Raw genomic sequence first — 25961 nt, forward strand, 5'->3', positions numbered from 1 at the left:
ACGCCGACACCGCGTGCCGCAACACCGGTGGTCAGCGCGGGAAGTACGCGCGTCGTCAGCCGCTGTTCCGCAACGCGCTCGCCAGCCCGTTCATCGTCAGCAATATCCCGCGCTGCACCAGTTCGTCGTCGTCGCCGGAGCGGTACCGGCGCAGCAACTCCACCTGCAGGTGGTTCAGCGGCTCGAGGTACGGGAAGCGGTTGAACACCGACCGCGCCAGCGCAGGGTTGTCCGCGAGCAGGTTGTCCTGCCCGGTGATGAGCTTGTGCATGGCGATGGTTCGGCCGTGCTCGTCGACGATCTTGCCGAAGACCCGGCGCCGTAATTCCTCGTCGTCGACCAATTCGGCGTAGCGGGCCGCCAGGCCGAGGTCGCTTTTGGCCAGCACCTGAGCCAGATTCGACAGCACGCTGCGGAAAAACGGCCAGCGCTGGTACAAGTCGTGCAGGATGCTCACCCGCTCGGCCTCGCTCTGCGGGCCCGCCGCGATCCACTGCTCGAATGCCGACCCGGTGCCGTACCAGCCGGGCAGCATGACCCGCGACTGGCTCCACGCCAGCACCCACGGGATGGCGCGCAGGTCCGAGATCGATTCGGTGGGTTTGCGGGACGTCGGGCGGCTGCCGATGTTCAGCGACCCGATCTCGCTGACCGGGGTGGAGGCCATGAAGTAGTCGACGAAACCCGGTGTGTCGTGCACCAATTCGGCGTAGGCGCGCTGGGCCAGCACGGCCACCTCGTCGAGCACCGCGTACGCCGGTTCCGCTGCGTCGCCCAGGCCCTCGACGTCCAGCAGCGTGGACTCCAGCGTGGCGGCCAGCAGGCTCTCCAGATTGCGTTGCGCCACTCGCGGTTCGGCGTATTTGGCGGCGATCACCTCGCCCTGCTCGGTGAGCCGCAGCGAGCCGTTCACCGCGCCGGGCGGCTGCGCCAGGATCGCCTCGTAGCTCGGCCCTCCGCCACGCCCGACGGTGCCGCCGCGACCGTGGAAGAGCCGCAACCGGATTCCGGTTTTGCGGGCCACTTCCACCAGCGCCAGCTCGGCCCGGTACACCGCCCAGCTGGACGCCAAATATCCGCCGTCCTTGTTGGAGTCCGAGTAACCCAGCATCACTTCCTGGGTCTCGCCGCGCGCGGCCACCAGCGCCCGGTAGATCGGAAGTTCCAGCATCGCGTGCAGGATCGTCGCGCCGTTGTGCAGATCGTCGATGGTTTCGAACAGCGGGGAAATGCCCACCGGGCAGTAGGGCTCGGGACCGGACGCGTCGATCAGCCCCGCCTCTTTCAGCAGGATCGCGGCCTCGAGTACGTCGGAGACCGAACGGCACATCGAGATCACGTAATTGGGGACGGCGGACGGTCCGTAGCGCTTGATGGCGTGCGCGGCGGCGCGCACCACACCCAGCTCGCCGCGGGCCAGGTCGGAAAGCTGCGCGTCGTCGGCCACCAGCGGGCGGCGGGTACCCAGCTCGGCCGCCAACAGCTCGACGCGCTCGTCTTCGGGCAGCGAACGGTAGTCCGGGTGCACCCCGGCCCACGCCAGCAGCTCGCCGATCACCTCTTCGTGCGCGTCGGAGTTCTGGCGCATGTCCAGGCCGCACAGGTGAAACCCGAAGACCCGCACGCCTTCTCGCAGCAGCGCCAGGCGGTCGTCGGCCAGCAGCCCGCTGCCGTGGCCGCGCAGCGACTCGTCGATAATGTCGAGATCGGCCCCCAGTTCGGCCGGGGTTTCGTACGGCGGCAGCCCCAGATCCAGCACCTGCTGCGGTGTCCGGTCCAGGATCGCCGCGCTCGTCGCGCTGAGGCGGGCGCGGATCACCCGCACCGCCCGCCGGTACGGTTCGTCGGCGCGGGCCTTCTCCGCGCAGCCCCCGGCGAGTTCGGTCAGCGCGGGGGTGACCGAGACCAGGCGCGCCGACATCGACAGCTCCTGCTCCAGCGCGGTCAGCTCGGCCAGGTAGTGCGCCAGCGCGGTGAACGCGGCGCTGCCGGTGGCCTCGCGCACCACGTCGGCCGTCACGTTCGGATTGCCGTCGCGGTCCCCGCCGATCCAGGAGCCGGGCTGCAGCATCGGCTCGTCGAGCAGGTCGGCGTCGGGCCAGCGGGCGCGCAGGGCGTCGCGGACCTCGGCGTTGACCTGCGGGATCACCTTGAAGAACGCGGCGGCGTAGTAGCGCAGACCCACCTCGATCTCGTCGGTGATCTGCAGGCGGGACAGCCGGATCAGCGCGGTCTGCCACAGCGTGAGGACCTGGCGGCGCAACTCGAGTTCGATGTTGCGCCCGTCGTCGGTCTCGGCGTGCCCCTCGGCGTGCAGCCGCATCAGCTCGGTGATCCGGTGCTGGGTGACGAAGACGGTGCGCCGGCGGGTCTCGGTGGGGTGGGCGGTGATCACCGGAGCGACCACGGCGCCCTTCAACGCGTCGGCAACCGTGTCCGAATCGAGTTGTGCCTCGTCGAGTTTGGCGTAGGTCGCGGCCAGGGTGCTGTCCGGCGGTGGTTCGCCGGCGGCGACGTGGACAGCGCGGCGGCGCTCGCGGTGGATGTCTTCGGCGACGTTGGCCAGCAGCGCGAAGTGACTGAACGCGCGGATGACCGGGATGGCCTGGTGGATGTCGATGCCCTCGAAAAGCTGGGCCAGCTCCGCCCGGTCGATCTCGGAGCGGCGCACCCGGAACGATTCCACCCGGGCGCGTTCGACGAGCTCGAACACCTCGCGCCCGTTCTGCTCGCGCACCGTGTCGCCCAGGATGGCGCCCAGCAGCCGGATGTCGGCCCGCATGGGCTCGGTCGCCTCGCGCCCCACCGGGGTGCGCTGGACGGCGCCGATCGGTTCCAGGGTGTCCTCGGAGGCTTCGGAGGCGTCAGCCATGCGTCCCAGTATCGGCGTGCCGCGGGGCGGTCAGGTCGTCAGTGGTACTTGATCAGCAGCGCCATGCCGATGATGCACACCAGCCAGATGCCGGTGATGAACAGCGTCAGGCGGTCCAGGTTCTTTTCCACCACGGTGGATCCGGACAGGCTCGATTGGACGCCACCACCGAACAGCGTGGACAGGCCGCCACCCTTGGCGCGGTGCAGCAGCACCAGCAGCACCACCAGGATGCTGGTGACGACCAGGGTGATCTGCAAAGCCAACTGCATGACGGCCAGCCTACCGGTGCCTTGGCCGGATCACGGAAGAGGCCCACCGGCGGCGATGGCCGCCAGCGTGGCGAATTGCTCGCCGTCCAGCGACGCGCCGCCGACCAGGCCGCCGTCGATGTCGCCCTGGGCGACGAGCTCGCCGACGTTCTTGGCGTTGACCGAGCCGCCGTAGAGCACCCGCACCGAGTCGGCGACCTGGGGCGAGGCGAGCGACGCCAATTCCTTGCGGATCGCCGCGCACACCTCCTGGGCGTCGGCGGCGCTGGCCACCCGCCCGGTGCCGATCGCCCACACCGGCTCGTAGGCGATGACGACCTTGCCGATCTGTTCGGCGGACAGCCCGGCCAGCGACCCCCGCAGCTGCTCTTCGCAGTGGATGACGTGGTTCCCGGCCTCGCGCACCTCGAGGTGCTCGCCGATGCAGACGATCGGGGTCAGTTCGTGCTTGAGCGCCGCGGCGGTCTTGGCGGCGACGACGGCGTCGTCCTCGTGGTGGTACGTCCTGCGCTCGGAGTGCCCGACGACGACGAACGTGCAGCCCAGCTTGGCCAGGAAGGCGCCGCTGACCTCTCCGGTGTAGGCGCCGGCGTCGTGCTGGGACAGGTCCTGGCCGCCGTAGGTCAGCCGCAGCTTGTCGCCGTCGACCAGGGTCTGCACGCTGCGCAGGTCGGTGAACGGCGGCAGCACCGTGACGTCGACCTTGTCGTAGTACTTGTCCGGCAGCGCGAACGCGATCTTTTGCACCAGCGCGATCGCCTCGAAGTGGTTGAGGTTCATCTTCCAGTTGCCGGCGATCAGTGGCTTGCGGCTCACGCTGCGCCTCCAGTCGGTTGCGGACGGTCCAGTACCTCGACACCCGGAAGCGTCTTGCCCTCAAGGTATTCCAGCGACGCTCCCCCACCGGTGGAGATGTGCGAGAAGTCGCCTTCCGGGATGCCCAACGCGCGCACGGCCGCCGCCGAGTCCCCGCCGCCGACCACGCTGAAGGCGCCCTTGCCGGTCGCGGCGGCGATCGCTTCGGCGACGCCCTTGGTGCCCGCGGCGAACGCCGGGAACTCGAACACGCCCATCGGCCCGTTCCAGAAGACGGTCTCGGCGTTGGACAGCAAGGTGGTGAACCGTTTGACCGATCCGGGCCCGATGTCCAGGCCCATCAGGTCGTCTCCGATGGCGTCGGCGGCGACGGTGTGCGGTGTCGCGTCGGCGGCGAACTTGTCGGCCACGACGATGTCCACCGGGAGCCGCAGCACGTCGACGTAGGTGTCCAGCAGCCGGCGGCAGGTGTCCACCATCTCGGTCTCCAGCAACGACTTGCCGACGGAGAAGCCTTGCGCGGCAAGGAAAGTGAAGCACATGCCGCCACCGATGACGATGCTGTCGGCCTTGGTGGCCAGCGACTCGATGACCCCGAGCTTGTCGGAGACCTTCGACCCGCCGAGCACCACGGCGTAGGGGCGTTTGGTGGAGCTGGTCAGCTGCTGGAGCACCTGGATCTCCTCGGCCACCAGCGTGCCGGCGTAGTGCGGCAGCAGGGTCGCGATGTCGTACACGGACGCCTGCTTGCGGTGCACCACGCCGAAGCCGTCGGACACGAAAGCGCCTGTGGGCCCGACCAATTCGGCGAGCTGGCGGGCCAGGGCGAGCCGCTCGCCGTCGTCCTTGCTGGTCTCGCGGGGGTCGAAGCGGATGTTCTCCAGTAGCAGGACGTCGCCGTCGGTCAGCCCCTCGGCGCGGGCCAGCGCGTCGGTACCGACGACATCCCCGGCCAACTGCACGTGGCGGCCCAGCTGCTCGGAGAGGGCCGCGGCGACCGGCGCCAGCGACAGCTTCGGGTCCGGCCCGTCCTTGGGACGCCCGAGGTGCGCGGTGACCACCACCTTGGCGCCCGCCTCGACGAGCGCCTTCAGCGTCGGCACCGAGGCGGTGATGCGCCCGGGGTCGGTGATCTTGCCGTCCTCGAGCGGCACGTTGAGGTCCGAGCGCACCAGCACGCCGCGGCCCGAAACCCCCTCGCCGAGAAGGTCTTTGAGCGTGTGGACGGCCACGGGTTACAGCGACTTGCCGACCAGGGCGACCAGGTCCACCAGGCGGTTGGAGTAGCCCCATTCGTTGTCGTACCAGGACACCACCTTGGCCTGGTCGTCGATCACCTTGGTCAGCCCGGAGTCGAAGATCGAGCTGTGCGGGTCGGTGACGATGTCGCTGGAGACGATCGGCGCGTCGTAGTACTTGAGGATGCCCTTCATCGGGCCCTCGGCGGCCGCCTTCATCGCGGCGTTGATCTCCTCGGCGGTGGCGGACTTGCGCAGCTCGGCGGTCAGGTCGGTGACCGAGCCGGTCGGGATCGGCACCCGCAGCGCGTAGCCGTCGAGCTTGCCCTTCAGCTCGGGCAGCACCAGGCCGATGGCCTTGGCGGCGCCGGTGGAGGTCGGCACGATGTTCAGGGCGGCGGCGCGGGCGCGGCGCAGGTCCTTGTGCGGGCCGTCCTGCAGGTTCTGGTCCTGGGTGTAGGCGTGGATGGTGGTCATCAGGCCCTTGACGATGCCGAACTCGTCGTTGAGCACCTTGGCCAGCGGGCCGAGGCAGTTCGTGGTGCACGAGGCGTTGGAGATGATGTTCTGGCTGCCGTCGTACTTGTCGTCGTTGACGCCGAGCACGATGGTGATGTCCTCGTCGGTGGCGGGCGCGGAGATGATCACCTTCTTGGCGCCGGCGTCCAGGTGGCCCTTGGCCTTGGCGGCGTTGGTGAAGATGCCGGTGGACTCGACGACGACGTCGACGCCCAGGTCGCCCCAGGGCAGGGCCGCCGGGCCCTCCTCGACCTCGAGCGCCTTGATCTTGGCGTTGCCGACGACGATGGTGTCGTCACCCTCGAGGCTGACGTCGTGCGGCAGGCGGCCCAGGATGGAGTCGAATTTCAGCAGGTGCGCCAGGCTGGCGTTGTCGGTGAGGTCGTTGACCGCGACCACCTCGATGTCAGCGGTGCCTTGCTCCTGTTGAGCCAGCAAGGCCCGGTAGAAGTTCCGCCCGATTCGACCGAAGCCGTTGATACCTACTCGGACCGTCACTTGTCTCTCCTGTCGTCTTCTTTCCTGTGTCCGCTGATTTGCGCTCGTCGCCAGCCTAGATCAGCGGCGCCACCCGTTGCCGCGCTGGTACATCGGCCGTGACGTCGGCCACACGCGGCCCGTACCGCTAGGCCGGATTGCGGCGCTCGCGCAGCCAGCCCAGGGCCGCCTCGGCCGCGTGGTAGCCGCACAACCCGTGGATGCCGGCCCCCGGCGGGGTGGACTGCGAACACAGATAGACACCGGGGACACCGGTCGCGTACGGGTTGACCGAGACCCGCGGCCGCAGGATCACCTGGAGCCCGTCGTTGGCGCCGCCGATGATGTCGCCGCCGACGAAGTTGGGGTTGTAGGCCTGCAGATCGGCGGTACCGCTGGTGACGGTGGCGACGACGCGGTCGCGGAATCCGGGCGCGAAGCGCTCGATCTGGTCAGTGATGATCTCGGTGGCATCGCCGGTGTAGCCGAACGGCACGTGGGCGTAGGCGTAGATCGGGTTGATATTGCCCGCCGAGCGCGACGGGTCGGCCAGGTACTGCTGCCCAAGGATGATGAACGGCCGCCGGTACATCCGTCCTTGCGACCGCTCGCGTTCGCTGTGTGCGATCTCGGCGAATGTCCCGCCCAGGTGCACGGTGCCGGCGTGACCGCAGTCGGGATTGGTCCAGGGAATGTGGCCCTCGATGGCGTAGTCGACCTTGAAGGCCGAGGACCCCTGGCGGTAGCGCCGGTAGGAGCGCTTGATGCGGCCGGGCATGGCGTCGCCGTAGAGCCGCAGCGTCGCGGCCGGGGTGAGGTCGAGCATGACGATGTCGGCGTCGGGAATGTCTTTGCGGCTGGTCACCGTGACGCCGGTGGTGATCGCAGCGCCGTGTTCGGCCAGGACGGCTGCTAGCGCCGCGATGATCGAACCCGATCCGCCCGCAGCCACCGGCCAGCCGTAGTGGTGCCCGCTGGCCATGAACATCAGCGCCATTGCGGCCGTCAGCGGCCGGTCGAGCCGGGTGTAAGCGTGCGCGGCCTGGCCGCCGTATAGCGCGCGCACCCGCTCGGTGCGAAACCAGCGGGCCAGCACGGTCGCCGGCAACAGCGCGCGCGGCCCGAAGGCAGCAAGCCGGATGGGGTGGTGCGGAACATGCAGGACCGGACGCATCAGGTCTTGGCACAGCTCGTCGAAGCCGGCGGCGAGATCGCCCACCGCGAGCCGCCACCGCCGTCCGTCGGCGCCCATTTCGGCCACGGTTCGGTCGATCGACCGGCACAGCAACCCGGCGGTGCCGTCGTCGAGCGGATGCGCGCAGTCGACCTCCGGCCACTTCCAGGTCAGCCCGTAGCTCGGCAGGTCGATCTCCTGCCAGAACGGTGAACCCACTGCCATCGGATGCGCAGCCGAGCAGACGTCGTGGATCACCCCGGGCACCGTCAGCTCGGCCGAGCGCGCTCCCCCGCCGACCGTCTCGCCGGCCTCCAGCACCTGCACGTCGACACCGTGGCGGGCGAGCTGGATCGCGGCGGCCAGCCCGTTGGGCCCGGCGCCGACGACGACTGCCCTAGCCATGGGCGCCATCAATGACGTGGACGGGGCAGTCATCCCCGGGCTCGGGCCACGGCTGGCGGGTCAGCATGTCCTTGACGTCGACGTAGCCCGCCTCGATCAGGCCGGTCTTGGCGTCGAAGATGCGATACGACTGCCGATGAACGTGGATGGGCTGACCCTCCAGGACGATGACCCGGACGTCGCCGTCCTCGAAGCGGCAGCGGCGTTGCACCGCCTCCACCAGTTGCTCGTTGTGCAGGTGGCCCTCGCCGAAGTTCCACCCGACGAGCGGCCCGGCAACGATTTCGCCCTCACGGATCTTGTAGTCGGCTTCGTCGTCGATCGCGCGCGGCAGCAGCCCGTTGAGCGCCCGGCCATGCACGTGCATCGCGCGGAAGGCGGCGATCTTGTCCGCCAAGACTTCGGCGGTTTCCGGGTCGTAGAGCCTCGCCAGCTGATTGACGACGAGCGCGGAGCTCTTCACGATGTCGGCGTCGATCTTCTCCTCGGCGCCCGCGCGGAAGCACCACACGCTGGTGGCCCAGTTGCCGGCGTAGTACCGCATCGCCGGGAGGAACGAAATCTTTTCGGGGAACATGTTTCCCACGATGACCACCACCACCGCGAGGATCACGAGGGCGAGCAGCACGGGCGAGCGAAGATCGGTGGCCCGGACCGCGCCGTAATGCCCGAACAGATAGAACAGCGAGAAGATGAAGAACACGTTCCATTCCAAGGGGACTCCCATCGGGAGGTTGGAAATGATGTTGAGATGGAACAGCACCATGAACCCGATCAGAAACCACCGCCACGGGTGATCGGCGGCGACGAAGACCAGCACCGTCGGAACCACGAATTCCGCTGTGGTGCCGCCGACGTGGGCCATCAGCTTGGGCAGCAGCGACGGTCGCAGGTCATTGACATGGTCGAGGTAGAGCAGGTGCTTGATCGGAGTGAACACCCGGCTTCGCAGCAGCGCGTTGTTGCTCGTCATCACCGCCACCACGTAAGGGAAATGATGGTTGAGCTTGGAAACCGCTGCGCCCCACCACAAGCAGAGCATGATGAGCTTGCAGGCCGCGATCTGATCGGTGAACGGGAAGAAGAACACGAACAGCTTCAGCCAATAGTGTTCGCCGCGGGCGGCCAGGAAGACCGTCTTGTCGCGCAGACCCAACAGGGCCAGCGCCACGATCGTCGGGATGACCCGCACGGGGTCGATCAGGCCGACATCGACCGCGGTGGTGACCGGCCCGCCGTGACCGGGCGACAGCAGCGCCCACACCCCGCCGATCAGAACGATGGCATACAGCGCGACGTCGAAGGCGGTGCGCGTGTCGCCGCGGGTGAACGGAACCTTGCCGGGCCAGGCCGGTAGCCGAATTGTGTTGGGTCGCAACCAGTAAAGGATGCCGCCGATCGGTGGCATGAACCGCCCGGTCAGTGGCCCGGATCCGCAGCCGAGGCCGGTGACCTCGAACAGCAGCGTGAAGATGACGGCCTTCTGGTAGACGATGGGTTGCGTCCACCAGTCGCCGATGCGGCCCAGACCGCCCAGGCCGGGGGTAAGCGAGATGATCGCGGCGGGCGCGGCGACGTAGAGGGCGATCTTGAGCAGGTAGAGCAAATACACCGCGTATGGCGTGCCGAAGCCGTGTTCCGCCCAGTGCCGGGTCACGACTTGCAGCCGGGTGGCACGGGGCAACGTGGGCCAGGTGCTGCGGTCGACGTCCGGAAGCTCCGGTGACATGAATCCCATGGGCGGCCTCGTTCCTGTCGGAAAACCAGCTGGCCCATCGAATGTATCGGCACCGCAGCCCGCTCAACGGCTTACGCGGGCGAAAATGGCGAAACACCATGACGGCGGCGCTTCCTTGGTCGCTACCATCGAGGGACTCGACTCGGCACCTGGCCCGGCGCGAGCGTCAAGGGAGGAACGTGACCGACAGCGACAACGCCGACGGCGGGGACATCGGCAAATTCGACCCCGTCTTGACCCAGCGCCTGATGGCGGTGATGCGCCCGGTCTTGAAGACGTACTTCCGGTCGGAGGTACACGGCCTGGACTCGTTCCCGCCCGGCGGTGCGCTGGTGGTCGGTAACCACTCCGGCGGCATGTTCCCGATGGACGTCCCGATCTTCAGCGCCCACTTCTACGACAAGCTCGGCTACGACCGGCCGGTCTACACGCTGAGCCACGACATCCTCATGACGGGCCCCACCGCGGACTTCTTCCGGCGCACCGGATACATCCGGGCCAACCGGGAGAACGCGGCCGTCGCGCTGCGGTCCGGCGGGGTGGTGATCGTGTTCCCCGGCGGCGACTACGACGCCTACCGGCCCACGCTGTCGGAGAACGTCATCGACTTCAACGGCCGCAAGGGCTACGTCCGCACCGCGATCGACGCCGGCGTCCCGATCGTGCCCGCGGTGTCGATCGGCGGGCAGGAGACGCAGCTCTACCTGACGCGCGGCACCTGGCTGGCCGAGCGGCTGGGCATCAAACGGTTGCTGCGCAGCGCGATTCTGCCGGTGTCGTTCGGTTTCCCCTTCGGCCTGAGCGCCGTCATCCCGCCCAACCTGCCGCTGCCGACCAAGATCGTGACCCGGGTGCTGAAGCCGATCGACATCGCCGGCAAGTTCGGCGAGGACCCCGACATCGACGAGGTCGACGAGTACGTGCGGTCGGTGATGCAGGAGGCGCTGACCGAGCTCGCCGCCAAGCGCCGCTTCCCGATCCTCGGCTGAGTCATGCCAAATCCTTTGAGCGAGACCCTTGGTCTGATCGGCACCATGCGCCGCGCCGGACTGATCGCGCCCATGCGCCCGGATCGCTACGTGCGGATCGCCGCGGCCATGCGCCGCGAAGGCATGGGCATGACCTCCGGGTTCGCCAGCGCCGCCCAACGCTGCCCGGAGCGGCCCGGCCTGATCGACGAGCGGGGCAGCCTGACCTGGCGCGAACTCGACGAGCGGTGCAACGCACTCGCCGCGGCGCTGCAGGGGTTGCCGTCGGGCCAGCCCCGGGTCGTCGGGATCATGTGCCGCAATCACCGCGGATTCGTCGAAGCGTTGGTGGCGACCGACCGGATCGGCTCCGACATCCTGCTGCTCAACACGTCGTTCGCCGGGCCGGCGCTGGCCGACGTGGTGACCCGCGAGGGCGTCGACGCCGTCATCTACGACGAGGAGTTCACCGAGACGGTGGACCGCGCGCTGGCCGGCACGCCTGACGCGACCCGCATCGTGGCGTGGACCGATGCCGAGCATGAGCGCACGGTCGAGGGGCTGATCGCGGCCCGGGCAGGCGCGCAACCGAAGCGCACCGGGCGCAAGGGCAAGATGATCCTGCTCACCTCCGGCACCACCGGAACCCCCAAGGGCGCCAAGCAATCTGGCGGCAACGCGGGAATCGGCACGCTGAAGGCGATCCTGGACCGCACGCCGTGGCGGGCGGAGGAGCCCATCGTGATCGTGGCGCCGATGTTCCACGCCTGGGGCTTTTCCCAGCTGCTGCTCGCGGCGTCGTTCGCCTGCCCGGTGATCACCCGGCGCAAATTCGACCCGGAGGCCACCCTGGACCTGATCGACAGGCACAAGGCGACCGGCCTGGTGGTGGTGCCGGTGATGTTCGACCGGATCATGGATCTGCCGGCCGAGGTGCGGCGCCGCTACAGCGGCCGGTCCCTGCGGTTCGCCGCGGCATCCGGTTCGCGGATGCGCCCCGACGTCGTCACCGCGTTCATGGACGAGTTCGGCGACGTGATCTACAACAACTACAACGCCACCGAGGCGGGCATGATCGCCACCGCCACGCCGGCCGACCTGCGCGCGGCGCCCGACACCGCGGGCCGGCCGGCTGGTGGAACCGAAATCCGCATCCTGGACCCGGAATTCAACGAGCTGCCCGCCGGCGAGGTCGGCAGCATCTACGTGCGCAACAACACCCAGTTCGACGGCTACACCTCGGGCAGCACGAAAGACTTTCACGCCGGATTCATGTCGTCGGGCGACGTCGGGTATCTGGATTCCGCGGGACGGCTGTTCGTCGTCGGCCGCGACGACGAGATGATCGTGTCCGGCGGCGAGAACGTCTACCCGATCGAGGTGGAGAAGGCGCTCGCCGCACATCCCGACGTGGCGGAGGCGGCGGTGATCGGCGTCGACGACGAACAATACGGCCAGCGACTGGCGGCGTTCGTGGTGCTGGAGCCGGGCGGCCACCTTGATGAGAAGGCCACCCCTGACGCCCTCAAGCAACACGTGCGGGACAACCTCGCCAACTACAAGGTGCCGCGCGAGATCGCGGTCCTTGATGAACTTCCCCGCAGCAGCACCGGCAAGATCCTGCGCGCGGAGCTGCGAGCACGGGTCGGCGGCTGATGCGGTTTACCCGGATGATCAGAAGGCCCAGGCCACTGGTGCGCGCCACGCTGGAATTGGCCAACGCCGCCAACGGTTTACGGCCGCTGGCCCGCAAGGGCTACAGCACGGTGCTGGTGTTCTGGTTCGGATGGCCGGCGTCCGAGGTGCCGGGCGTGTACTTCTCCGCTTCGCTTTTGGACGTGCTGCGGCGCGGGCGCCGCGGCGACTTCGCGGGACGTCGCGGGAAGGTGGCGCTGGCGCTGACGGCGGCGTCCTGGGCCATCCTGGCGGTGATCAAGTATCGCGGCGTGACGACCCCCGGGCCGGTGCTGGAGGCGGGGCTGCGCGAGCAACTCGGCGACGACTATGAAGAGGCGCTCGACAAGCTGCCGCAAACCAAGCCCACCCGCAGCGGGCGTCGCACCCTGCCGCTGGGCAATACGGTGGCGCGGCGCCGCTACGTCGAGAAGACGAACGTGGTGTCCTACGGGCCGCACGGCCGCGCCAATCTGGCCGACATCTGGCGCCGCCACGATCTACCGCGCGACGGCAAGGCGCCGGTGCTGGTGCAGGTGCCCGGCGGCGCGTGGGTGATCGGAATGCGCCGGCCCCAGGCCTATCCGCTGATGAGCCACCTGGCCGCGCGCGGTTGGGTGTGCGTGTCCATCGGCTACCGGGTGTCGCCGCGGCACACCTGGCCCGACCACATCGTCGACGTCAAGCGCGCGCTGGCCTGGGTGAAGGAGAACATCTCCCGCTACGGCGGGGATCCGAATTTCGTGGCGATCACGGGCGGTTCGGCCGGTGGCCATCTGTGTTCGCTGGCGGCGCTGACACCCAACGACCCGGCGTTCCAGCCGGGCTTCGAGGACGCCGACACGTCGGTGGTCGCCGCGGTCCCGGTGTACGGGCGCTACGACTGGTTTTCCACCGAGGGCGAGGGCCGCCGCGAATTCGTGGAGTTGCTCCAAAAGTTCGTCGTCAAACGGAAATTCAGCACCCACCGCGACATCTACGTCGACGCCTCACCGATCCGTCGGCTGCGCGCCGACGCGCCACCCTTCTTCGTCCTGCACGGCCACGACGATTCGCTGATCCCGGTGGGCGAGGCGCAGGAGTTCGTCGAGGAGCTGCGCGCGGTGTCGAAGTCGCCGGTCGCCTACGCCGAATTGCCGCACGCCCAACACGCTTTCGACATCTTCAGTTCCCCGCGGGCCCACCGTTCCGCGGAGGCCGTGGCGCGGTTCTTGTCGTGGGTGTACGCGACGCGTCCGCCCCAGCGCGACTAGGACGGCTCGCCGCCGCCCGAGGCGGTGCCCCGAGCAGCGCTCCGGCGCCCCGGGCCGTCGGCTCTCGCGCCCCGGGCCGTCGGTTCTCGCACCTCCTGCCGACGCGGTTTCGGATATCGGAAACGTATATTGAAATCCCTTGTGTCACTGTTGTTTCAGTGGTCACAATGCGGGGTTTTGTGTCGGTGGCGCTTCGTAATGTCTGCGGTATGAGTTCGGGCGGCATCATCGATCGGGACGCGATCAGCGCGGCCTTCGACGCCCTCGATGCCGCCATCGAGGGCGTGGCGGGGCTCAGTTTTGATGCGCTGGCTCCTCGGGAGTGCCTGGCGCTGTTGGAACGCTGCGAAACCGTGCGCCGCCGATTGCCCGTGCCTGAGCATGCGTTGATCAACCACCTGGCCCGCCAAGCCAGCATCCAAGAACTCGGCGCCAAACTTGACCACGCGATCGCCGACCGCCTGCGGATCAGCCGCGCCGAAGCCGCCCGGCGGGTCAAAGACGCCGCCGATCTGGGCCCACGCCACGGCCTGACCGGTGAACCCTTGCCCCCAGTGTTGGCGGCCACCGCCGCCGCTCAACGCCGCGGTGAGTTGGGTGCTGCCCATGTGGCGGTGATCCGCAGATTCTTTCGCCGCCTGCCCGGCTGGATCGACACGGTCACCCGCGAGCGCGTCGAAGCCGACCTGGCCGGTCACGCCGCGTATCACCGGCCCGACGAACTCGACGGCCTGGCCCACGTCCTCGAAGATTGCCTCAATCCCGACGGCCTCTTCACCGACGAGGACCGCGCCCGCAAACGCGGGGTGACCCTGGGCCGCCAACAACCCGACGGCATGTCGGAGTTGCGGGGCCTGATCACCCCCGAACTACGGGCCACCTTCGAAGCCGTGGAGGCCAAACTCGGCGCCCCGGGCATGTGCAACCCCCTCGACGACACCCCCTGCGTCGACGGCACGCCCAGCCAAGACGCCATCGACGGTGACACCCGCTCGAAGGCTCAGCGCGGCCACGACGCCCTGCTGGCGGCGCTGCGTGGGCTGTTGGCCTCCGGGGAGTTGGGTCAGCACAACGGATTACCGGCCTCCATCATCGTCACCACCACCCTGCAAGAGCTGGAGGCCGCCGCCGGGCGAGCGCTGACCGGCGGGGGCACCATCGTGCCCATGAGCGACGTGATCCGCCTGGCCCGCCACGCGCATCATTACCTGGCCATCTTCGACAAAGGCAAGGCCCTGGCGCTCTACCACACCAAACGGCTGGCCTCCCCAGGGCAACGAATCGTCTTGTACGCCAAGGACCGCGGCTGCACCGCCCCGGGCTGCACCGTCTCGGGTTACTACTGCGAGGTGCATCACGTCACCGACTACAGCAAGTGTCACAGCACCGACATCAACGACCTCACCTTCGCCTGCGGCCCGCATCACCGCATGCTCGACCCCGGCGGCTGGACCACCCGCAAGAACACCCGCGGCGGCACCGAATGGAAACCACCACCCCACCTCGAGCGCGGCCAACCCCGCACCAACACCTACCACCACCCCGAAAAACTCCTCCACCACGAACACGACGACGACGAAGCCGACAATCCGGGGGCTGCATAACACTTTTTGCGATCGCCTAGGTCCGATGGCGGCGCCTCATAGTCGCGAGATCGCCTGGCAGCACGCCTAGCTCGAGCTGTTCTCCCGCGCGGCGGCCTTTTCGAGGTCGGTGAGCGCCGGCTCGATGCGATCGGCCATGTCGTCGATGTCGTTGGCCACCTCGGGCGTCGTCACGAAGCCGAAGTCGAGGTAATCCGTGTAGGAGAAGCAGGTGATGTTCAGCGCGACGTCCATCACCGGCGGCCCCAGCGGCACCAGCGAATCGAGCTTGGCGCCGGCCATGTACAGCGGGAACGACGGGCCGGGAACATTCGAGACAACCAGGTTGATAGGGGCCAGGTTTCGCGACAGACCGCTGGCGGTGTAGGCCCGCGCGGCCAGCCCCAACAACCCCGGCGGCGTCGTCTCGGTCAGCCCCATGATCTGGTGCGCCGACAACGCCTTGGCCATCAGCTTGGCGTTCTGGGTGCTTTCGTGGATGGACCGCAGCCGCTCCCCGGGGTCTTCGATGTGGGTGGCCAACGAGACGGTCATCGAGCTCACCTTGTTGCCGACGTCATCCTTGTTCTCGTCGGTGCGCGTCGACACGGGGATCTGCGCGATGAGCGGTTTGGCAGGCAGCTCACCGCGTTTGAGTAGGTAGTCGCGGGCGGCGCCGGCCACCAACGCCAGCACCACGTCGTTGAGCTTCACACCATAGGCGTCCTTGATGACCTTGGCGCGGGCCAGTTCGACGCGGCAGCCGGTGATGCGCCGGTGTGGCGAAACCGGCGCGTTGAAGCGGGTTTTGGGCGCTTCGAAGTAGCGCGGCGGCCTGCTGCGCACGCCCAGCGTGGCGATCTGCTGGCGCACGGTCTGCTCCACCAGCCGCGCGACGCGGAACGGCGTCTTGACGCCGACGTTGATGAGCGCGCCCACCGCCCGCCGCTCGATGCCCGGAATATTCAACCCCACCAGCGATCCGACCGTCTCCTGTTGCGGCGGTCGCGGTTCCGGCGTGACGTCCAGCAGGATCTCACCCAGGCCGGCGCCCGAGACGCCGTCGACGATGGCGTGGTGCATCTTGGTCAGCGACGCGATCCGGCCGCCCTCGACACCCTCGATCACCCACATCTCCCACAGCGGCCGGGCTCGGTCCAGCTTGTAGGACATCAACCGCCCCACCAGTTCCTCGAGTTCGCGCCGGCCGCCGGGCGCCGGAACCGCGATGCGCCGGATGTGGAAGTCGGGGTCCAGGTCCTCGTCCTCGACGAACCACGGCCGGTCCAGGCCGAATGGCGCCCCGGTGACGCGCCACCGCAACTGCGGCAATTCCGGCAGCCGCTCGATGATCAGCTCGCGCAGTCGCGCAAAGCTGTACTCGGAGCATTCCTTCGGGTCGCAAATCGCCAGCGCCCCCACGTGCATGTGCCAGCCCGCGGTTTCGGCCGACCAAAACGCCGCATCAACGCTCGAAAGCCGTTTCATTCCCCGACCGTAGCCCCCGCCACCCCTTGCGAACAGCGATTCGCGCGACCAGTTAGGCGTCTTCCAGCAAATCCGGCGTCACCGCCGACTCGGTGTCGGGAATGCCCTCGATCTTCGCCTTGCGGTCGGCCATCGACAGCAACCGCCGAATGCGGCCGGCCACAGCGTCTTTCGTCATCGGCGGGTCGGCGAGCCGGCCGAGCTCCTCCAGCGACGCCTGACGATGCTCGACGCGCAGCTTGCCGGCCGAGGCCAAATGGTCGGGGACGGTGTCGCCGAGGATCTCCAGCGCCCGCTCCACCCGGGCGGCCGCCGCGACCGCCGCGCGCGCCGAGCGGCGCAGGTTGGCGTCGTCGAAGTTGGCGAGCCGGTTGGCCGTGGCCCGCACCTCGCGGCGCATCCGGCGCTCCTCCCACACCAGCCGGGTGTCCTGGGCGCCCATCCGGGTCAGCAACGCGCCGATCGCCTCGCCGTCGCGCACCACCACCCGGTCGGCGCCACGCACCTCGCGGGCCTTCGCGCTGACCCCCAGTCGCCGCGCCGCGCCCACCAACGCCAGCGCCGCCTCCGGGCCGGGGCAGCTGACCTCCAGCGCCGAGGACCGACCCGGCTCGGTCAGCGACCCATGCGCCAGGAAGGCCCCCCGCCACGCGGCCTCGGCGTCGCCGACGCTGCCGCCCACCACCTGGGCCGGCAGCCCGCGCACCGGGCGGCCGCGGTTGTCGAGCAGCCCGGTCTGGCGGGCCAGCGCCTCACCGTCGTTGGCCACCCGCAACACGTACCGGGTGCTTTTGCGAATTCCGCTGGCGGACAACACATGCACGACGGCGGTGTAGCCGTAGAGTTCGAAAATGTCTTTGCGCAGCCGCCGGGCGACATTGCCGAGATCGACCTCGGCCTCGACCACGACGCGACCGCCCACGATGTGCAGCCCGCCGGCGAACCGCAGCAGGGATGTGACCTCCGCCCGGCGCGCGCTGACCGATTTCACGACCAGGCGGCTCAGTTCGTCCTTGACTTCGGTCGTCATCGCCACGAGTCGTCACCCCTTGGTCCGCTGCCGGCGGGCCCATCCCCACCTGGTGGTGGTTTTGCACCGTCGACCCGAATATCCGCGGTGGCCGTGGCCGGAGCCGCTTCCGGACCCTTGCGGGCCGCCCGGACCCCGTCCAGGGCCGCCGCGAGCTTGCCTGGATCATGTAAAGGTGTACCAGGTCGGGACACGTCGGCGAAGTGGACCTCGGCATGCAGCAGGGTGGCGGTGCGGCGCAGTTGCTCGCGTTCCCGCTCACTCGGCACCCGGTCGGCGTCGATGATGATGTCGTGCACGGTGAATCCCGGAGCGTGCTGGGCCAGCACGTGCAGATGACGCTCGACGGAGAACCCGGCGGTCTCCCCGGGCTCGGCCACCAGGTTGAGCACCAGGGCGCGGCGCGCGGACGTCGCCCGCAGCGCCGCCGCCAGCTCGGGCACCAACACGTGCGGGATCACGCTGGTGAACCACGAGCCGGGGCCCAGCACCACCAGGTCGGCGGCCATGATGGCGTCGACGGCCTGCCGGGTGGCCGGGGGGTGGTCCGGCAGCAGCCGCACCCGGCGCACCTTGCCCGGGGTGGTCGCGATCGCCACCTGGCCGCGGATCACCCGGAACATCCGCGGGTCGCCTTCCAGGCCGGACACGTCGGCCTCGATCTGCAGGGCGATCGGGCACATCGGCAGCACCCTGCCCTTGACGCCCAGGATGCGCCCGAGCTCGTCGAGGGCGGCCACCGGGTCGGCCAGCACCTCCGACAGGCCGGCCAGCATCAGGTTGCCGATCGGATGCCCCGCCAAAGCGCCACTGCCGCCGAACCGGTGCTGCAGGATGGTCGCCCACAGACGCCCATGCGGGCTGTCAGAAGCCAAGGCCGCCAACGCCATTCGCAGGTCGCCGGGCGGCACCACCCCTAGTTCGCCGCGCAGCCGGCCCGAGGATCCGCCGTCGTCGGCGACGGTCACCACGGCGGTGACGTAGGGGGTGAGGCGCCGGGCCGCCGACAAGGTCGCGTACAGGCCGTGTCCGCCGCCCAGCGCGACGATGCCCCGGTTGAACGGCTCGCTCATTCGCGACCCAGATCCCGGTGCAGCACGCGCACCGACAGCTGGTGATCGGCGTTCAGCAACTGCATCAATTGCTCGGCGATCGCGACACTGCGATGCTTCCCCCCCGTGCAGCCGATGGCGACCGTCATATAGCGCTTGCCCTCCCTGCGGTAGCCGTCCACGACCAGAGATAGCAGTCGATGGTAGGCGTCGAGAAACTCGGCCGCGCCGGGCTGGCTCAACACGTAATCCCGCACCGCGGGATCTTGTCCGGTGCGTGGGCGCAATTCGTCGACCCAGTGCGGGTTCGGCAGGAATCGCACGTCCATCACCATGTCGGCGTCCATCGGCAGGCCGTACTTGAAACCGAACGACTCGACCGTGACGCTGGTGGTCGCGCCGGCGTCATTGCCGAACGCCCGCTCGATGGTCTCGCGCAGGCCCCGCACCGACAGCGTCGACGTGTCGATGATCAGGTCGGCGGTGGCGCGCACCGATGCCAGCATCCGGCGCTCGGCCGCGATGCCCTCGGCCAGCGTCTGATCGCCCTGCAGCGGGTGGCTGCGCCGATTCTGCTCGTAGCGGCGCACCAACATGTCGTCGGATGCTTCCATGAACACCACCCGCGGGGCGATGTTGCGGGTCGCCAGCTCGGTGCGCACCGAATCCAGATCTCCGGTGAAGCCCCGCGACCGCACGTCCATCACCACCGCCAGCTGGGTGATCCGCGACCCCGCGTCCATGCCGAGGTCGACCATGCGGGTGATCAGCTGCGGGGGCAGGTTGTCGGCCACATACCAGCCGAGGTCCTCGAGCACCTTGGCCGCCGTACCCCGCCCGGCCCCGGACAACCCCGTCACGAGAACGACGTCGATACCGGCCGGGGCGTCCACCGAGTGATTCCCCGCCAACTCGCCCGGACCCGTCATTGCGCGGCCCTGGACTCGTCGGGGGCCTGCTCGGGTCGCAGCGCCTCCAGGACGGCGGTGGCGGTGGCGACGCCGATGCCGGGAACGGCGGTGATCTGGTCGACGGTGGCCTCCTTGAGGCGGGCTATCGATCCGAAATGGCTTACCAGTGCCTTACGGCGATGTTCTCCCAATCCTGGCACCGAATCCAGCACCGATGCCGTCATTCGCTTGGAGCGCTTGCTGCGATGGTAGGCGATCGCGAACCGGTGCGCCTCGTCGCGGACACGCTGCAGCAGGTAAAGACCCTCGCTGTTGCGCGGCATGATGACGGGGTCGGGTTCCGAGGGCACCCACACCTCTTCGAGCCGCTTGGCCAGCCCGATCACCGCGACGTCGGTGATGCCGAGCCCTTCGAGCACCGCGCTGGCCGCGTTGACCTGCGGCGCGCCGCCGTCGACGACGTACAGGTTCGGCGGGTAGGCAAAGCGGCGGGACTTCCCTTCCGGCGAAAGCATATTCGGGTCGTTCTGCTCGCTGAGGTGGCGCGCGAAGCGGCGCCGGGTCACCTCGGCGATGGAGGCGACATCGTCGGAGCGCCCCTGTCCGGCGGCCTCCCGGATGCTGAAGTGCCGGTAGTCCGATTTGCGTGGCAGACCGTCCTCGAACACCACCAGCGAGCCCACGACGTCGGTGCCCTGCACGTGGCTGATGTCCACACATTCGATGCGCAGCGGCGCCTCGGACAGCCCGAGGGCTTCCTGAATGTTCTGCAGCGCAGCGGATCTGGCGTTGAAATCACCGGCCCGCTTGAGCTTGTGTTGCTGCAGAGCTTCTTTCGCGTTGCGCTGCACGGTTTCGGCCAGCGCGCGTTTGTCACCGCGCCGCGGCACCCTTAAGACGACCCTGGACCCGCGCAGGCCGGACAACCAGCTCGTCAGCTCGTCGGCGTTGGACGGCAGGCAGGGCACCAGCACCTCCCGAGGCACCGGGTTCACCGATTCGTCTGCGGCGCCGCCCAATTCGGCCTGCTCGCCGTAGAACTGCGTCAAAAACTGCTCGACCAACTGCTCCTCGCCGGAATCGCCCGGGTCGGCGGACTTTTCGACGATCCAGCCGCGCTGACCGCGGACCCGCCCGCCGCGCACGTGGAACACCTGCACCGCGGCCTCGAGGTCGTCGTCGGCGAAGGCCACCACGTCGGCGTCGGTCCCGTCACCGAGCACCACGGCCTGCTTTTCCATCGCCCGCTTCAGCGCGCCGAGGTCGTCACGCAGCCGCGCGGCCCGCTCGAAATCGAGACGCTCGGCGGCGGCGTTCATCTGCTGTTCGAGCTCGCGGGCGAACCGATCGGTCTTGCCCGACAGGAAGTCGCAGAAATCGTCCACGATCTGACGATGCTGTTCGGCACTGACCCTGCCGATGCACGGCGCCGAGCATTTGTCGATGTAGCCCAGCAGGCACGGACGGTCGATCTGCCTGTGCCGCTTGAACACTCCCGCCGAACAGGTTCGCGCCGGGAACACCCGGGTGAGCAGGTCCAGAGTTTCCCGGATGGCCCACGCGTGCGAGTAGGGGCCGAAATACCGGACGCCTTTGCGGCGCGGGCCGCGATAGACCATCAACCGCGGGAATTCCTCGTTGAGGGTGACCGCCAGCACCGGATACGACTTGTCGTCGCGGTAGCGGACGTTGAACCGCGGGTCGAATTCCTTGATCCAGTTGTATTCGAGCTGCAGCGCCTCGACTTCGGTGTTGACCACCGTCCACTCGACCTTGGCCGCGGTGGTGACCATCTGCCGCGTTCGCGGGTGCAGTCCGGAGATGTCGGCGAAGTAGGACGTGAGCCGGCTGCGCAGGCTCTTGGCCTTGCCGACGTAGATGACCCGGCCGTGCGGATCCCGGAATCGGTAGACGCCCGGCTCGACCGGGATGGACCCGGGCGCGGGGCGGTACGTGGCGGGATCTGGCACAGATCCAGGCTAGTAGCCGGGAACGACGCGCCGAGAAAGGCGGGGCGCCGGTCTACTGTGGTGCCCACGAACGTTGGGGAGGCCGGGAAGGGTTGGGAGGAACAGTGGCCGCCGAGTCCTCGCTGGCCTGGTTGCTGCGGCCGGTTTCGGTCGAGGCGTTCCTCGACGAGATCTGGGCGATCAGGCACCACCACATCCAGCGCGGCGAGCCGGGCTACTTCGACGGCCTGCTGCCCGCGGCCGACGAACTCCTCGAGCAGATGCGAGCGGAGCCGTCGGCCGTGCGGCTGGTGAAGGGCGGCCAGGACAGGGATCCGGCGAGCTATCGCCGCGGCGACGGCAGCCTCGACCCGGACCGCGCCCGCGAGGGCCTGGCCGACGGGTACACCATCGTGCTGAACGGCCTCGAGCGGTACCTGCGCACGGTCGCCACGCTGTCGCATTCCCTCGAGGTCGAGCTGAACTTCCCGACGCGGGTCAACGCCTACGTCACGCCGCCCGACGCCACCGGCTTTGCCCCGCACTACGACCCGCACGACGTGCTGGTCCTGCAGATCCGGGGATCCAAGACGTGGCATGTGTCCACCGGCGCCCCCGTGCCGCCACACGAGATCGAAAGCCGCAAAGGGGTCGGGACGGACGGGCCCGCGGCGGCGACCGACGTGTGCCTGCGCGCCGGCGACGTGCTGTATCTGCCACGCGGCCAAGTGCATTCGGCCGAAACGCGCTCGGAGCCATCCGTCCATCTGACGATCGGGCTGCACGCACCCACCGTGCTCACGCTCGTCACGCACGCGCTCTACGCGCTGAGCTTGCGCGACCCCCGGCTGCACACCCGCCTGTCGCCGCGCCACCTGGACGACGCGGGTGCCCGCGCCGGCCTGGAAGACCTGGTGCACGACACCCTGCGCACCGTCGAGGGCCCCGACATCGTCGCCGACGGCCTCGGCGCATTGGAGGACGTCCTGGTCCGGCGCGGCCGATGCCCACCGGTCGGGCGGGTGAGCGACACGGCCGGGATCGACGCCCGGACGCTGGTGCGCAAGCACCAGCCGCTCTACGCGCGGGTGACCCGCGCCGCCGATCGCGTTGTCCTGCACTTCGCTCAGCTGTCCGTGGCCGCCGGCCTCGACCACGAGGCCGCGATGCGGTTCCTCGCGTCGAGCACCGAGCCATTCCGGGTCGGCGAGCTGCCCGGCCTGAGCGCCCCGCAGCAGACGGGGTTGGTCCAGACGCTCCTGTTGAACGGGTTCCTGGCCCGGCTGTCCACTGACTGACAAATACCTTCGCATTTCCGGTGAAAGTCGCGGATCGTATCCGTATTTGCGGACACTCTGGCGATAAGCTTCATGACATGCGGACCGCTGTCCGCACCGCGGCCGCCCTCGTCACTGCCACGCGACGGCGCCGCAGCCTTCGAACGAATCGCAGTGTCGCAACGACGAGGGTGGCCAACGATGACGATGCCGATCTGGGCGGCCTTTCCACCGGAAGTGAATTCGGCGGCGCTCACCACCGGCCCGGGGCCCGCCTCGTTGTTGAACTCGGAGACGGCGTGGCTGAACTTGAGCGCCGAATACGACACGGCGGCTACCGAACTCAGCGAGTTGTTGGCCGAGGTGCAGGCCGGGACGTGGCAGGGGCCCACCGCGGAGAAGTTCGTGGCCGCGCACGTGCCGTACCTGGCCTGGCTTTTGCAGAACAGCGCCAACGCCACGGCGGCGGCCCTCGAGCACGACACCGTGATCGCCGCGTACAACGCCGCGGTGGCGGCCATGCCGACACTGGCGGAGATAGCAGCCAACAAAGCCCTGAACGCCTCCCTGATAGCGACGAATTTCCTTGGTGTCAATACGATTCCGATCGCGCAAAACGAGTTCGAGTATTTGCAGATGTGGCTGCGGGCGGCCACCGCGATGGCGATGTATGAAGCGGTGTCCCAGACCGCGATGACGTGGGTCCCGCCCACCGCGCCACCCCCGCCGATCCAGCTGACCAACCCCCCCAACCAAGATGCGGGCGGGGGGGCAAATCAGCTGAGCTGGTGGGTAGATCGCGTTCAGATGGTCGCCCAGGAACTCACCACGGACCTGAACCAGCCTGGATCCAACCCGTCCACGGCCATCCACAGCCTGCTGACTGACCCGCTACTCCTCAAGGTTCCGCACTGGGCGGGCGAGTCGCTTTACACCTTCATTCCCCAAGTGCCGCAACTGACGCAGCTCTCGGTCGGGCTGATCGTCCCCTTCCTCCCCGTCGCCGGGGCGGCCGGCCTGGCGGGGCTGGCCGGGCTGGCCGGCGTCGCCCAACCCGCGCCCACCCTGCCCGGGGCGGCGGCCGCGCCGGCGCCGTCCCACACCGGCGCGCCCGTCGCGATGGCGCCCGGCCTGAGCGCCCCCGCTCCGGCCGCAACACCGGCCGCGGCGCCCGCGCCCGCACCGGCGGCGGCCCCGGCGTCCGCCGCGGCGCCCGCGGCGCCACCCGCGACCGCCGTCGCCGGCTTCAATTACCCCTACGTCGTCGGCCCGCCGGGCATCGGCGCCGGTGCGAACCTCCCGGCCGGCGCGCGGGCCCAGCAGAGGTCGGCCGAACCCGGCACCGCGGCCGCGGCGACCGCCCCGGCCCGGCGGGAACAGGCCCGCCGCCGGCGCCGCCAGCGGCCCGGCCTGATCGACCCCGGCCGCCGCCACGAATACCTCGACGCCGACCCGGAGCCCGATGCCGCCGGCAAAACCACGGCGACGGCCTCGAGCCGGGGCGCGGGGCCCCTGGGGTTCGCCGGCACCGCCCGCGGGCCCGATGCGGCCCCAGTGGGGTTGACCACAATCGGCGCCGATTCCTTGGACGACGGACCCCGGATGCCGCTGCTACCGAGCAGCTGGGGCCCCGAAAGCGAGGGGGCGGAACCGGGGCAGACGGACGCCCCCTGAGCGGCCCGTACGCGTTGCCGGCGGTTTGGGCGGCGCCGGTTCTGGCTACCAAGGCTCTAACTCAACGTTAGAGTGGGGGCACAGCAATGGAGGGAGTCCGTAAATGATGAAGCGCTCGTGGGCCAAACTGGCCGTCACCGTCGGCGGCCTGGCTTTGGCGTCGACCGCTGGGGCCGGGGTCGCATCGGCCAGCCCCGATTACGGTCCGATGATCAACACGACCTGTAGCTACGACCAGGCGATGCGGGCCGTGCACGCGGAGAACCCGATGGCCGCCCAGTACCTCGACCAGTCGCCGCCGAACCAGCAGTTTTTGCAGCAGTACCTGGCGTCGTCGCCCGATCAGCGCGTGAACCTGCTGCACGCGATCGAGCACAACCAGGGGGCCCAGCAGGCCCTGCCGATTTTCCAGCAGATGATGACGGACTGCACCCGATACTGAGTGCCTCCGATACGGGTCTCCGACTCAAGCGTTAGGTAGTCAGGCGGCGGGCCGCTGCGGGTACGCAGCGAGCCCGCCGGCCTGTACAGCGCTCAGGAGGCCGGCAGGTCCGGCCGATAGCGCGTCAGCAACGCACGCACCGTGTCCATGGCCTCCACCGCGCGGCCCTTGTCGACGGCCTGGATGGCCATCACCGGGATGTACTCGTCGTCGGGCAAGTCGATGCGCGCCCAGCGGTGGCCCACCGGAAACGAGACATCGACGACATCGGGCCACTCGATCAGCTTGTCTCCCAGCAGGTTTCGCACCGATACGCCCGACGGCCCGACCCGCAGCCGGGGGCGGGCGAACAACAGCACGATGCCGGCGATGACCAGCCCCAGCACCGCGATCGCCACCTGGTCGGCAGTCTGAAAAACCACGCCGGTCGATCTCGCCTTGAGCAACAGCCCCACCACGATGTGCGCGCCGGCGATGAGCACCGCAGCCCCATAGGCGAACAGCCGCGTGCGGTGGGGACGCAACACCGCATCCCAGGTCTCGCGGTCGGGAGGCTCAGTCACGACCGAGCGCGCAACTCACGCAGGGTCAGCGCGGTGGTCAGGGCCGCCAACGTGGCTTGGGCCCCTTTGTCCTCGGCCGATTCCGGAAGGCCGGCGCGGTCCAGTGCCTGCCGCTCGGTGTCGGTGGTCAGCACCCCGTTGGCCACCGGTGTGGAAGTGTCCAGCGACACCCGGGTCAGGCCCTGGGTCACCGCATCGCAGACGTATTCGAAATGCGGTGTCTGCCCACGGATCACGACGCCCAGCGCTACGACGGCGTCGTGGTTGCGGGCAAGCTCCTGGGCCACCACCGGAATCTCGATCGCGCCGATCACCCGGACCACCGTCGGGTCGTCGACACCCGATTCCGAGGCCACCTTGCTGGCACCCGCCAGCAGTGCGTCGCAGATCTCGCTGTGCCAGGTACTCGCAACGAGGGCCAGTCGCAGGCCGGACGCATCGAGCGGGGGAACCTCCGGCACCCCCTCGGCGGGGCTCATGGGCGCCGCTCCTGCGCATCACTTCGTTCTGCATCGTCGCCGGCTTGACTCATCGGCGCCACTCCTCAGCATCACTTCGTTCTGCATCGTCGCCGGCTTGACTCATC

The 25961-nt window shown here is 69.0% G+C and carries 21 protein-coding genes; 7 read left to right on the plus strand and 14 right to left on the minus strand.

The window, feature by feature from the left end:
- Positions 1 to 55: 55 nt before the first annotated feature.
- The 7 genes from ppc to K883_RS24130 form a co-directional block, all read right to left on the minus strand.
- On the minus strand, positions 56 to 2872 hold the full coding sequence (gene ppc, locus K883_RS24100; protein ID WP_020822948.1) for a phosphoenolpyruvate carboxylase: 2817 nt from the start codon (positions 2870 to 2872) through the stop codon (positions 56 to 58).
- A gap of 38 nt (positions 2873 to 2910) precedes the next feature.
- Complete coding sequence (gene secG / locus K883_RS24105) at positions 2911 to 3144, minus strand: preprotein translocase subunit SecG (protein ID WP_008258126.1); 234 nt, start codon at positions 3142 to 3144, stop codon at positions 2911 to 2913.
- Positions 3145 to 3174: 30 nt separating this feature from the next.
- Positions 3175 to 3960: a triose-phosphate isomerase gene (gene tpiA / locus K883_RS24110; RefSeq protein ID WP_008258127.1), complete on the minus strand. Its 786-nt coding sequence runs from the start codon at positions 3958 to 3960 to the stop codon at positions 3175 to 3177.
- Positions 3957 to 5192 (minus strand): phosphoglycerate kinase, encoded by a 1236-nt coding sequence (gene pgk, locus K883_RS24115; protein WP_008258128.1) that lies wholly within the window; start codon positions 5190 to 5192, stop codon positions 3957 to 3959. Before pgk ends, tpiA begins: the two co-directional genes overlap by 4 nt.
- Positions 5193 to 5195: 3 nt before the next feature.
- Positions 5196 to 6215, minus strand: a complete 1020-nt coding sequence (gene gap, locus K883_RS24120; RefSeq protein WP_008258129.1) for a type I glyceraldehyde-3-phosphate dehydrogenase — start codon at positions 6213 to 6215, stop codon at positions 5196 to 5198.
- 127 nt (positions 6216 to 6342) lie between these two features.
- On the minus strand, positions 6343 to 7773 hold the full coding sequence (locus K883_RS24125) for a phytoene desaturase family protein (RefSeq protein ID WP_008258131.1): 1431 nt from the start codon (positions 7771 to 7773) through the stop codon (positions 6343 to 6345).
- Entirely contained in the window at positions 7766 to 9511 is a 1746-nt protein-coding gene (locus K883_RS24130) for a DUF3556 domain-containing protein (RefSeq protein WP_008258133.1), read from the minus strand. Before K883_RS24130 ends, K883_RS24125 begins: the two co-directional genes overlap by 8 nt.
- 179 nt (positions 9512 to 9690) lie before the next feature.
- Here K883_RS24130 and K883_RS24135 point away from each other — a divergent pair, with 179 nt between their 5' ends.
- The 4 genes from K883_RS24135 to K883_RS24150 all read left to right on the plus strand — a co-directional run bounded on the left by K883_RS24135 (position 9691) and on the right by K883_RS24150 (position 15010).
- Complete coding sequence (locus K883_RS24135; RefSeq protein WP_008258136.1) at positions 9691 to 10500, plus strand: lysophospholipid acyltransferase family protein; 810 nt, start codon at positions 9691 to 9693, stop codon at positions 10498 to 10500.
- Between the two features lie 3 nt (positions 10501 to 10503).
- Positions 10504 to 12135, plus strand: coding sequence for an acyl-CoA ligase FadD12 (fadD12, locus tag K883_RS24140; protein ID WP_036429009.1), 1632 nt, complete (start codon positions 10504 to 10506; stop codon positions 12133 to 12135).
- On the plus strand, positions 12135 to 13406 hold the full coding sequence (locus K883_RS24145) for an alpha/beta hydrolase (protein WP_036456050.1): 1272 nt from the start codon (positions 12135 to 12137) through the stop codon (positions 13404 to 13406). Before fadD12 ends, K883_RS24145 begins: the two co-directional genes overlap by 1 nt.
- A 209-nt stretch (positions 13407 to 13615) precedes the next feature.
- Positions 13616 to 15010 (plus strand): HNH endonuclease signature motif containing protein, encoded by a 1395-nt coding sequence (locus K883_RS24150; RefSeq protein WP_036456051.1) that lies wholly within the window; start codon positions 13616 to 13618, stop codon positions 15008 to 15010.
- Positions 15011 to 15076: 66 nt separating this feature from the next.
- Here K883_RS24150 and K883_RS24155 read toward each other — a convergent pair whose 3' ends face one another.
- The 5 genes from K883_RS24155 to uvrC are packed head-to-tail and all read right to left on the minus strand — an operon-like array spanning position 15077 to position 21440.
- Entirely contained in the window at positions 15077 to 16477 is a 1401-nt protein-coding gene (locus K883_RS24155) for a WS/DGAT/MGAT family O-acyltransferase (RefSeq protein WP_008258164.1), read from the minus strand.
- A 52-nt stretch (positions 16478 to 16529) separates the two neighbouring features.
- Entirely contained in the window at positions 16530 to 17507 is a 978-nt protein-coding gene (gene whiA / locus K883_RS24160) for a DNA-binding protein WhiA (RefSeq protein WP_026071328.1), read from the minus strand.
- Positions 17504 to 18580, minus strand: a complete 1077-nt coding sequence (locus tag K883_RS24165) for a YvcK family protein (RefSeq protein WP_009956168.1) — start codon at positions 18578 to 18580, stop codon at positions 17504 to 17506. Before K883_RS24165 ends, whiA begins: the two co-directional genes overlap by 4 nt.
- Positions 18577 to 19488, minus strand: a complete 912-nt coding sequence (gene rapZ, locus K883_RS24170; protein WP_008258167.1) for an RNase adapter RapZ — start codon at positions 19486 to 19488, stop codon at positions 18577 to 18579. Before rapZ ends, K883_RS24165 begins: the two co-directional genes overlap by 4 nt.
- Complete coding sequence (uvrC, locus tag K883_RS24175; protein ID WP_008258168.1) at positions 19485 to 21440, minus strand: excinuclease ABC subunit UvrC; 1956 nt, start codon at positions 21438 to 21440, stop codon at positions 19485 to 19487. The genes rapZ and uvrC overlap by 4 nt, the downstream gene beginning before the upstream one ends.
- A 104-nt stretch (positions 21441 to 21544) precedes the next feature.
- On the opposite strand from uvrC, the gene K883_RS24180 reads away from it, so the two are divergent.
- The 3 genes from K883_RS24180 (at position 21545) to K883_RS24190 (ending at position 24812) form a co-directional block, all read left to right on the plus strand.
- Positions 21545 to 22717: a cupin domain-containing protein gene (locus K883_RS24180; protein ID WP_014380472.1), complete on the plus strand. Its 1173-nt coding sequence runs from the start codon at positions 21545 to 21547 to the stop codon at positions 22715 to 22717.
- 180 nt (positions 22718 to 22897) lie between these two features.
- Complete coding sequence (locus tag K883_RS24185; RefSeq protein ID WP_020822959.1) at positions 22898 to 24370, plus strand: PPE family protein; 1473 nt, start codon at positions 22898 to 22900, stop codon at positions 24368 to 24370.
- A gap of 103 nt (positions 24371 to 24473) precedes the next feature.
- Positions 24474 to 24812 (plus strand): hemophore-related protein, encoded by a 339-nt coding sequence (locus K883_RS24190; RefSeq protein WP_008258171.1) that lies wholly within the window; start codon positions 24474 to 24476, stop codon positions 24810 to 24812.
- A 92-nt stretch (positions 24813 to 24904) separates the two neighbouring features.
- Here K883_RS24190 and K883_RS24195 read toward each other — a convergent pair whose 3' ends face one another.
- Together K883_RS24195 and ribH are read right to left on the minus strand one after the other, a co-directional pair.
- Positions 24905 to 25375 carry a PH domain-containing protein gene (locus K883_RS24195; RefSeq protein WP_020822960.1) on the minus strand — a complete coding sequence of 157 codons (471 nt, stop codon included), beginning with the start codon at positions 25373 to 25375 and terminating at the stop codon, positions 24905 to 24907.
- Complete coding sequence (gene ribH, locus K883_RS24200) at positions 25372 to 25854, minus strand: 6,7-dimethyl-8-ribityllumazine synthase (protein WP_020822961.1); 483 nt, start codon at positions 25852 to 25854, stop codon at positions 25372 to 25374. Before ribH ends, K883_RS24195 begins: the two co-directional genes overlap by 4 nt.
- Positions 25855 to 25961: the final 107 nt, after the last annotated feature.

The sequence above is a fragment of the Mycobacterium sp. TKK-01-0059 genome (assembly GCF_000709305.1).
In the GTDB taxonomy this organism is placed as follows: domain Bacteria; phylum Actinomycetota; class Actinomycetes; order Mycobacteriales; family Mycobacteriaceae; genus Mycobacterium; species Mycobacterium intracellulare.

Coding starts and splice junctions, on each gene's coding strand:
- ppc (WP_020822948.1), bottom strand. CDS start 2,872: ATGGCTGACGCCTCCGAAGCCTCCGAGGACACCCTGGAACCGATCGGC.
- ribH (WP_020822961.1), bottom strand. CDS start 25,854: ATGAGCCCCGCCGAGGGGGTGCCGGAGGTTCCCCCGCTCGATGCGTCC.
- K883_RS24125 (WP_008258131.1), bottom strand. CDS start 7,773: ATGGCTAGGGCAGTCGTCGTCGGCGCCGGGCCCAACGGGCTGGCCGCC.
- K883_RS24150 (WP_036456051.1), top strand. CDS start 13,616: ATGAGTTCGGGCGGCATCATCGATCGGGACGCGATCAGCGCGGCCTTC.
- K883_RS24155 (WP_008258164.1), bottom strand. CDS start 16,477: ATGAAACGGCTTTCGAGCGTTGATGCGGCGTTTTGGTCGGCCGAAACC.
- fadD12 (WP_036429009.1), top strand. CDS start 10,504: ATGCCAAATCCTTTGAGCGAGACCCTTGGTCTGATCGGCACCATGCGC.
- K883_RS24145 (WP_036456050.1), top strand. CDS start 12,135: ATGCGGTTTACCCGGATGATCAGAAGGCCCAGGCCACTGGTGCGCGCC.
- rapZ (WP_008258167.1), bottom strand. CDS start 19,488: ATGACGGGTCCGGGCGAGTTGGCGGGGAATCACTCGGTGGACGCCCCG.
- K883_RS24185 (WP_020822959.1), top strand. CDS start 22,898: ATGACGATGCCGATCTGGGCGGCCTTTCCACCGGAAGTGAATTCGGCG.
- whiA (WP_026071328.1), bottom strand. CDS start 17,507: ATGACGACCGAAGTCAAGGACGAACTGAGCCGCCTGGTCGTGAAATCG.
- secG (WP_008258126.1), bottom strand. CDS start 3,144: ATGCAGTTGGCTTTGCAGATCACCCTGGTCGTCACCAGCATCCTGGTG.
- K883_RS24165 (WP_009956168.1), bottom strand. CDS start 18,580: ATGAGCGAGCCGTTCAACCGGGGCATCGTCGCGCTGGGCGGCGGACAC.
- K883_RS24190 (WP_008258171.1), top strand. CDS start 24,474: ATGATGAAGCGCTCGTGGGCCAAACTGGCCGTCACCGTCGGCGGCCTG.
- K883_RS24130 (WP_008258133.1), bottom strand. CDS start 9,511: ATGGGATTCATGTCACCGGAGCTTCCGGACGTCGACCGCAGCACCTGG.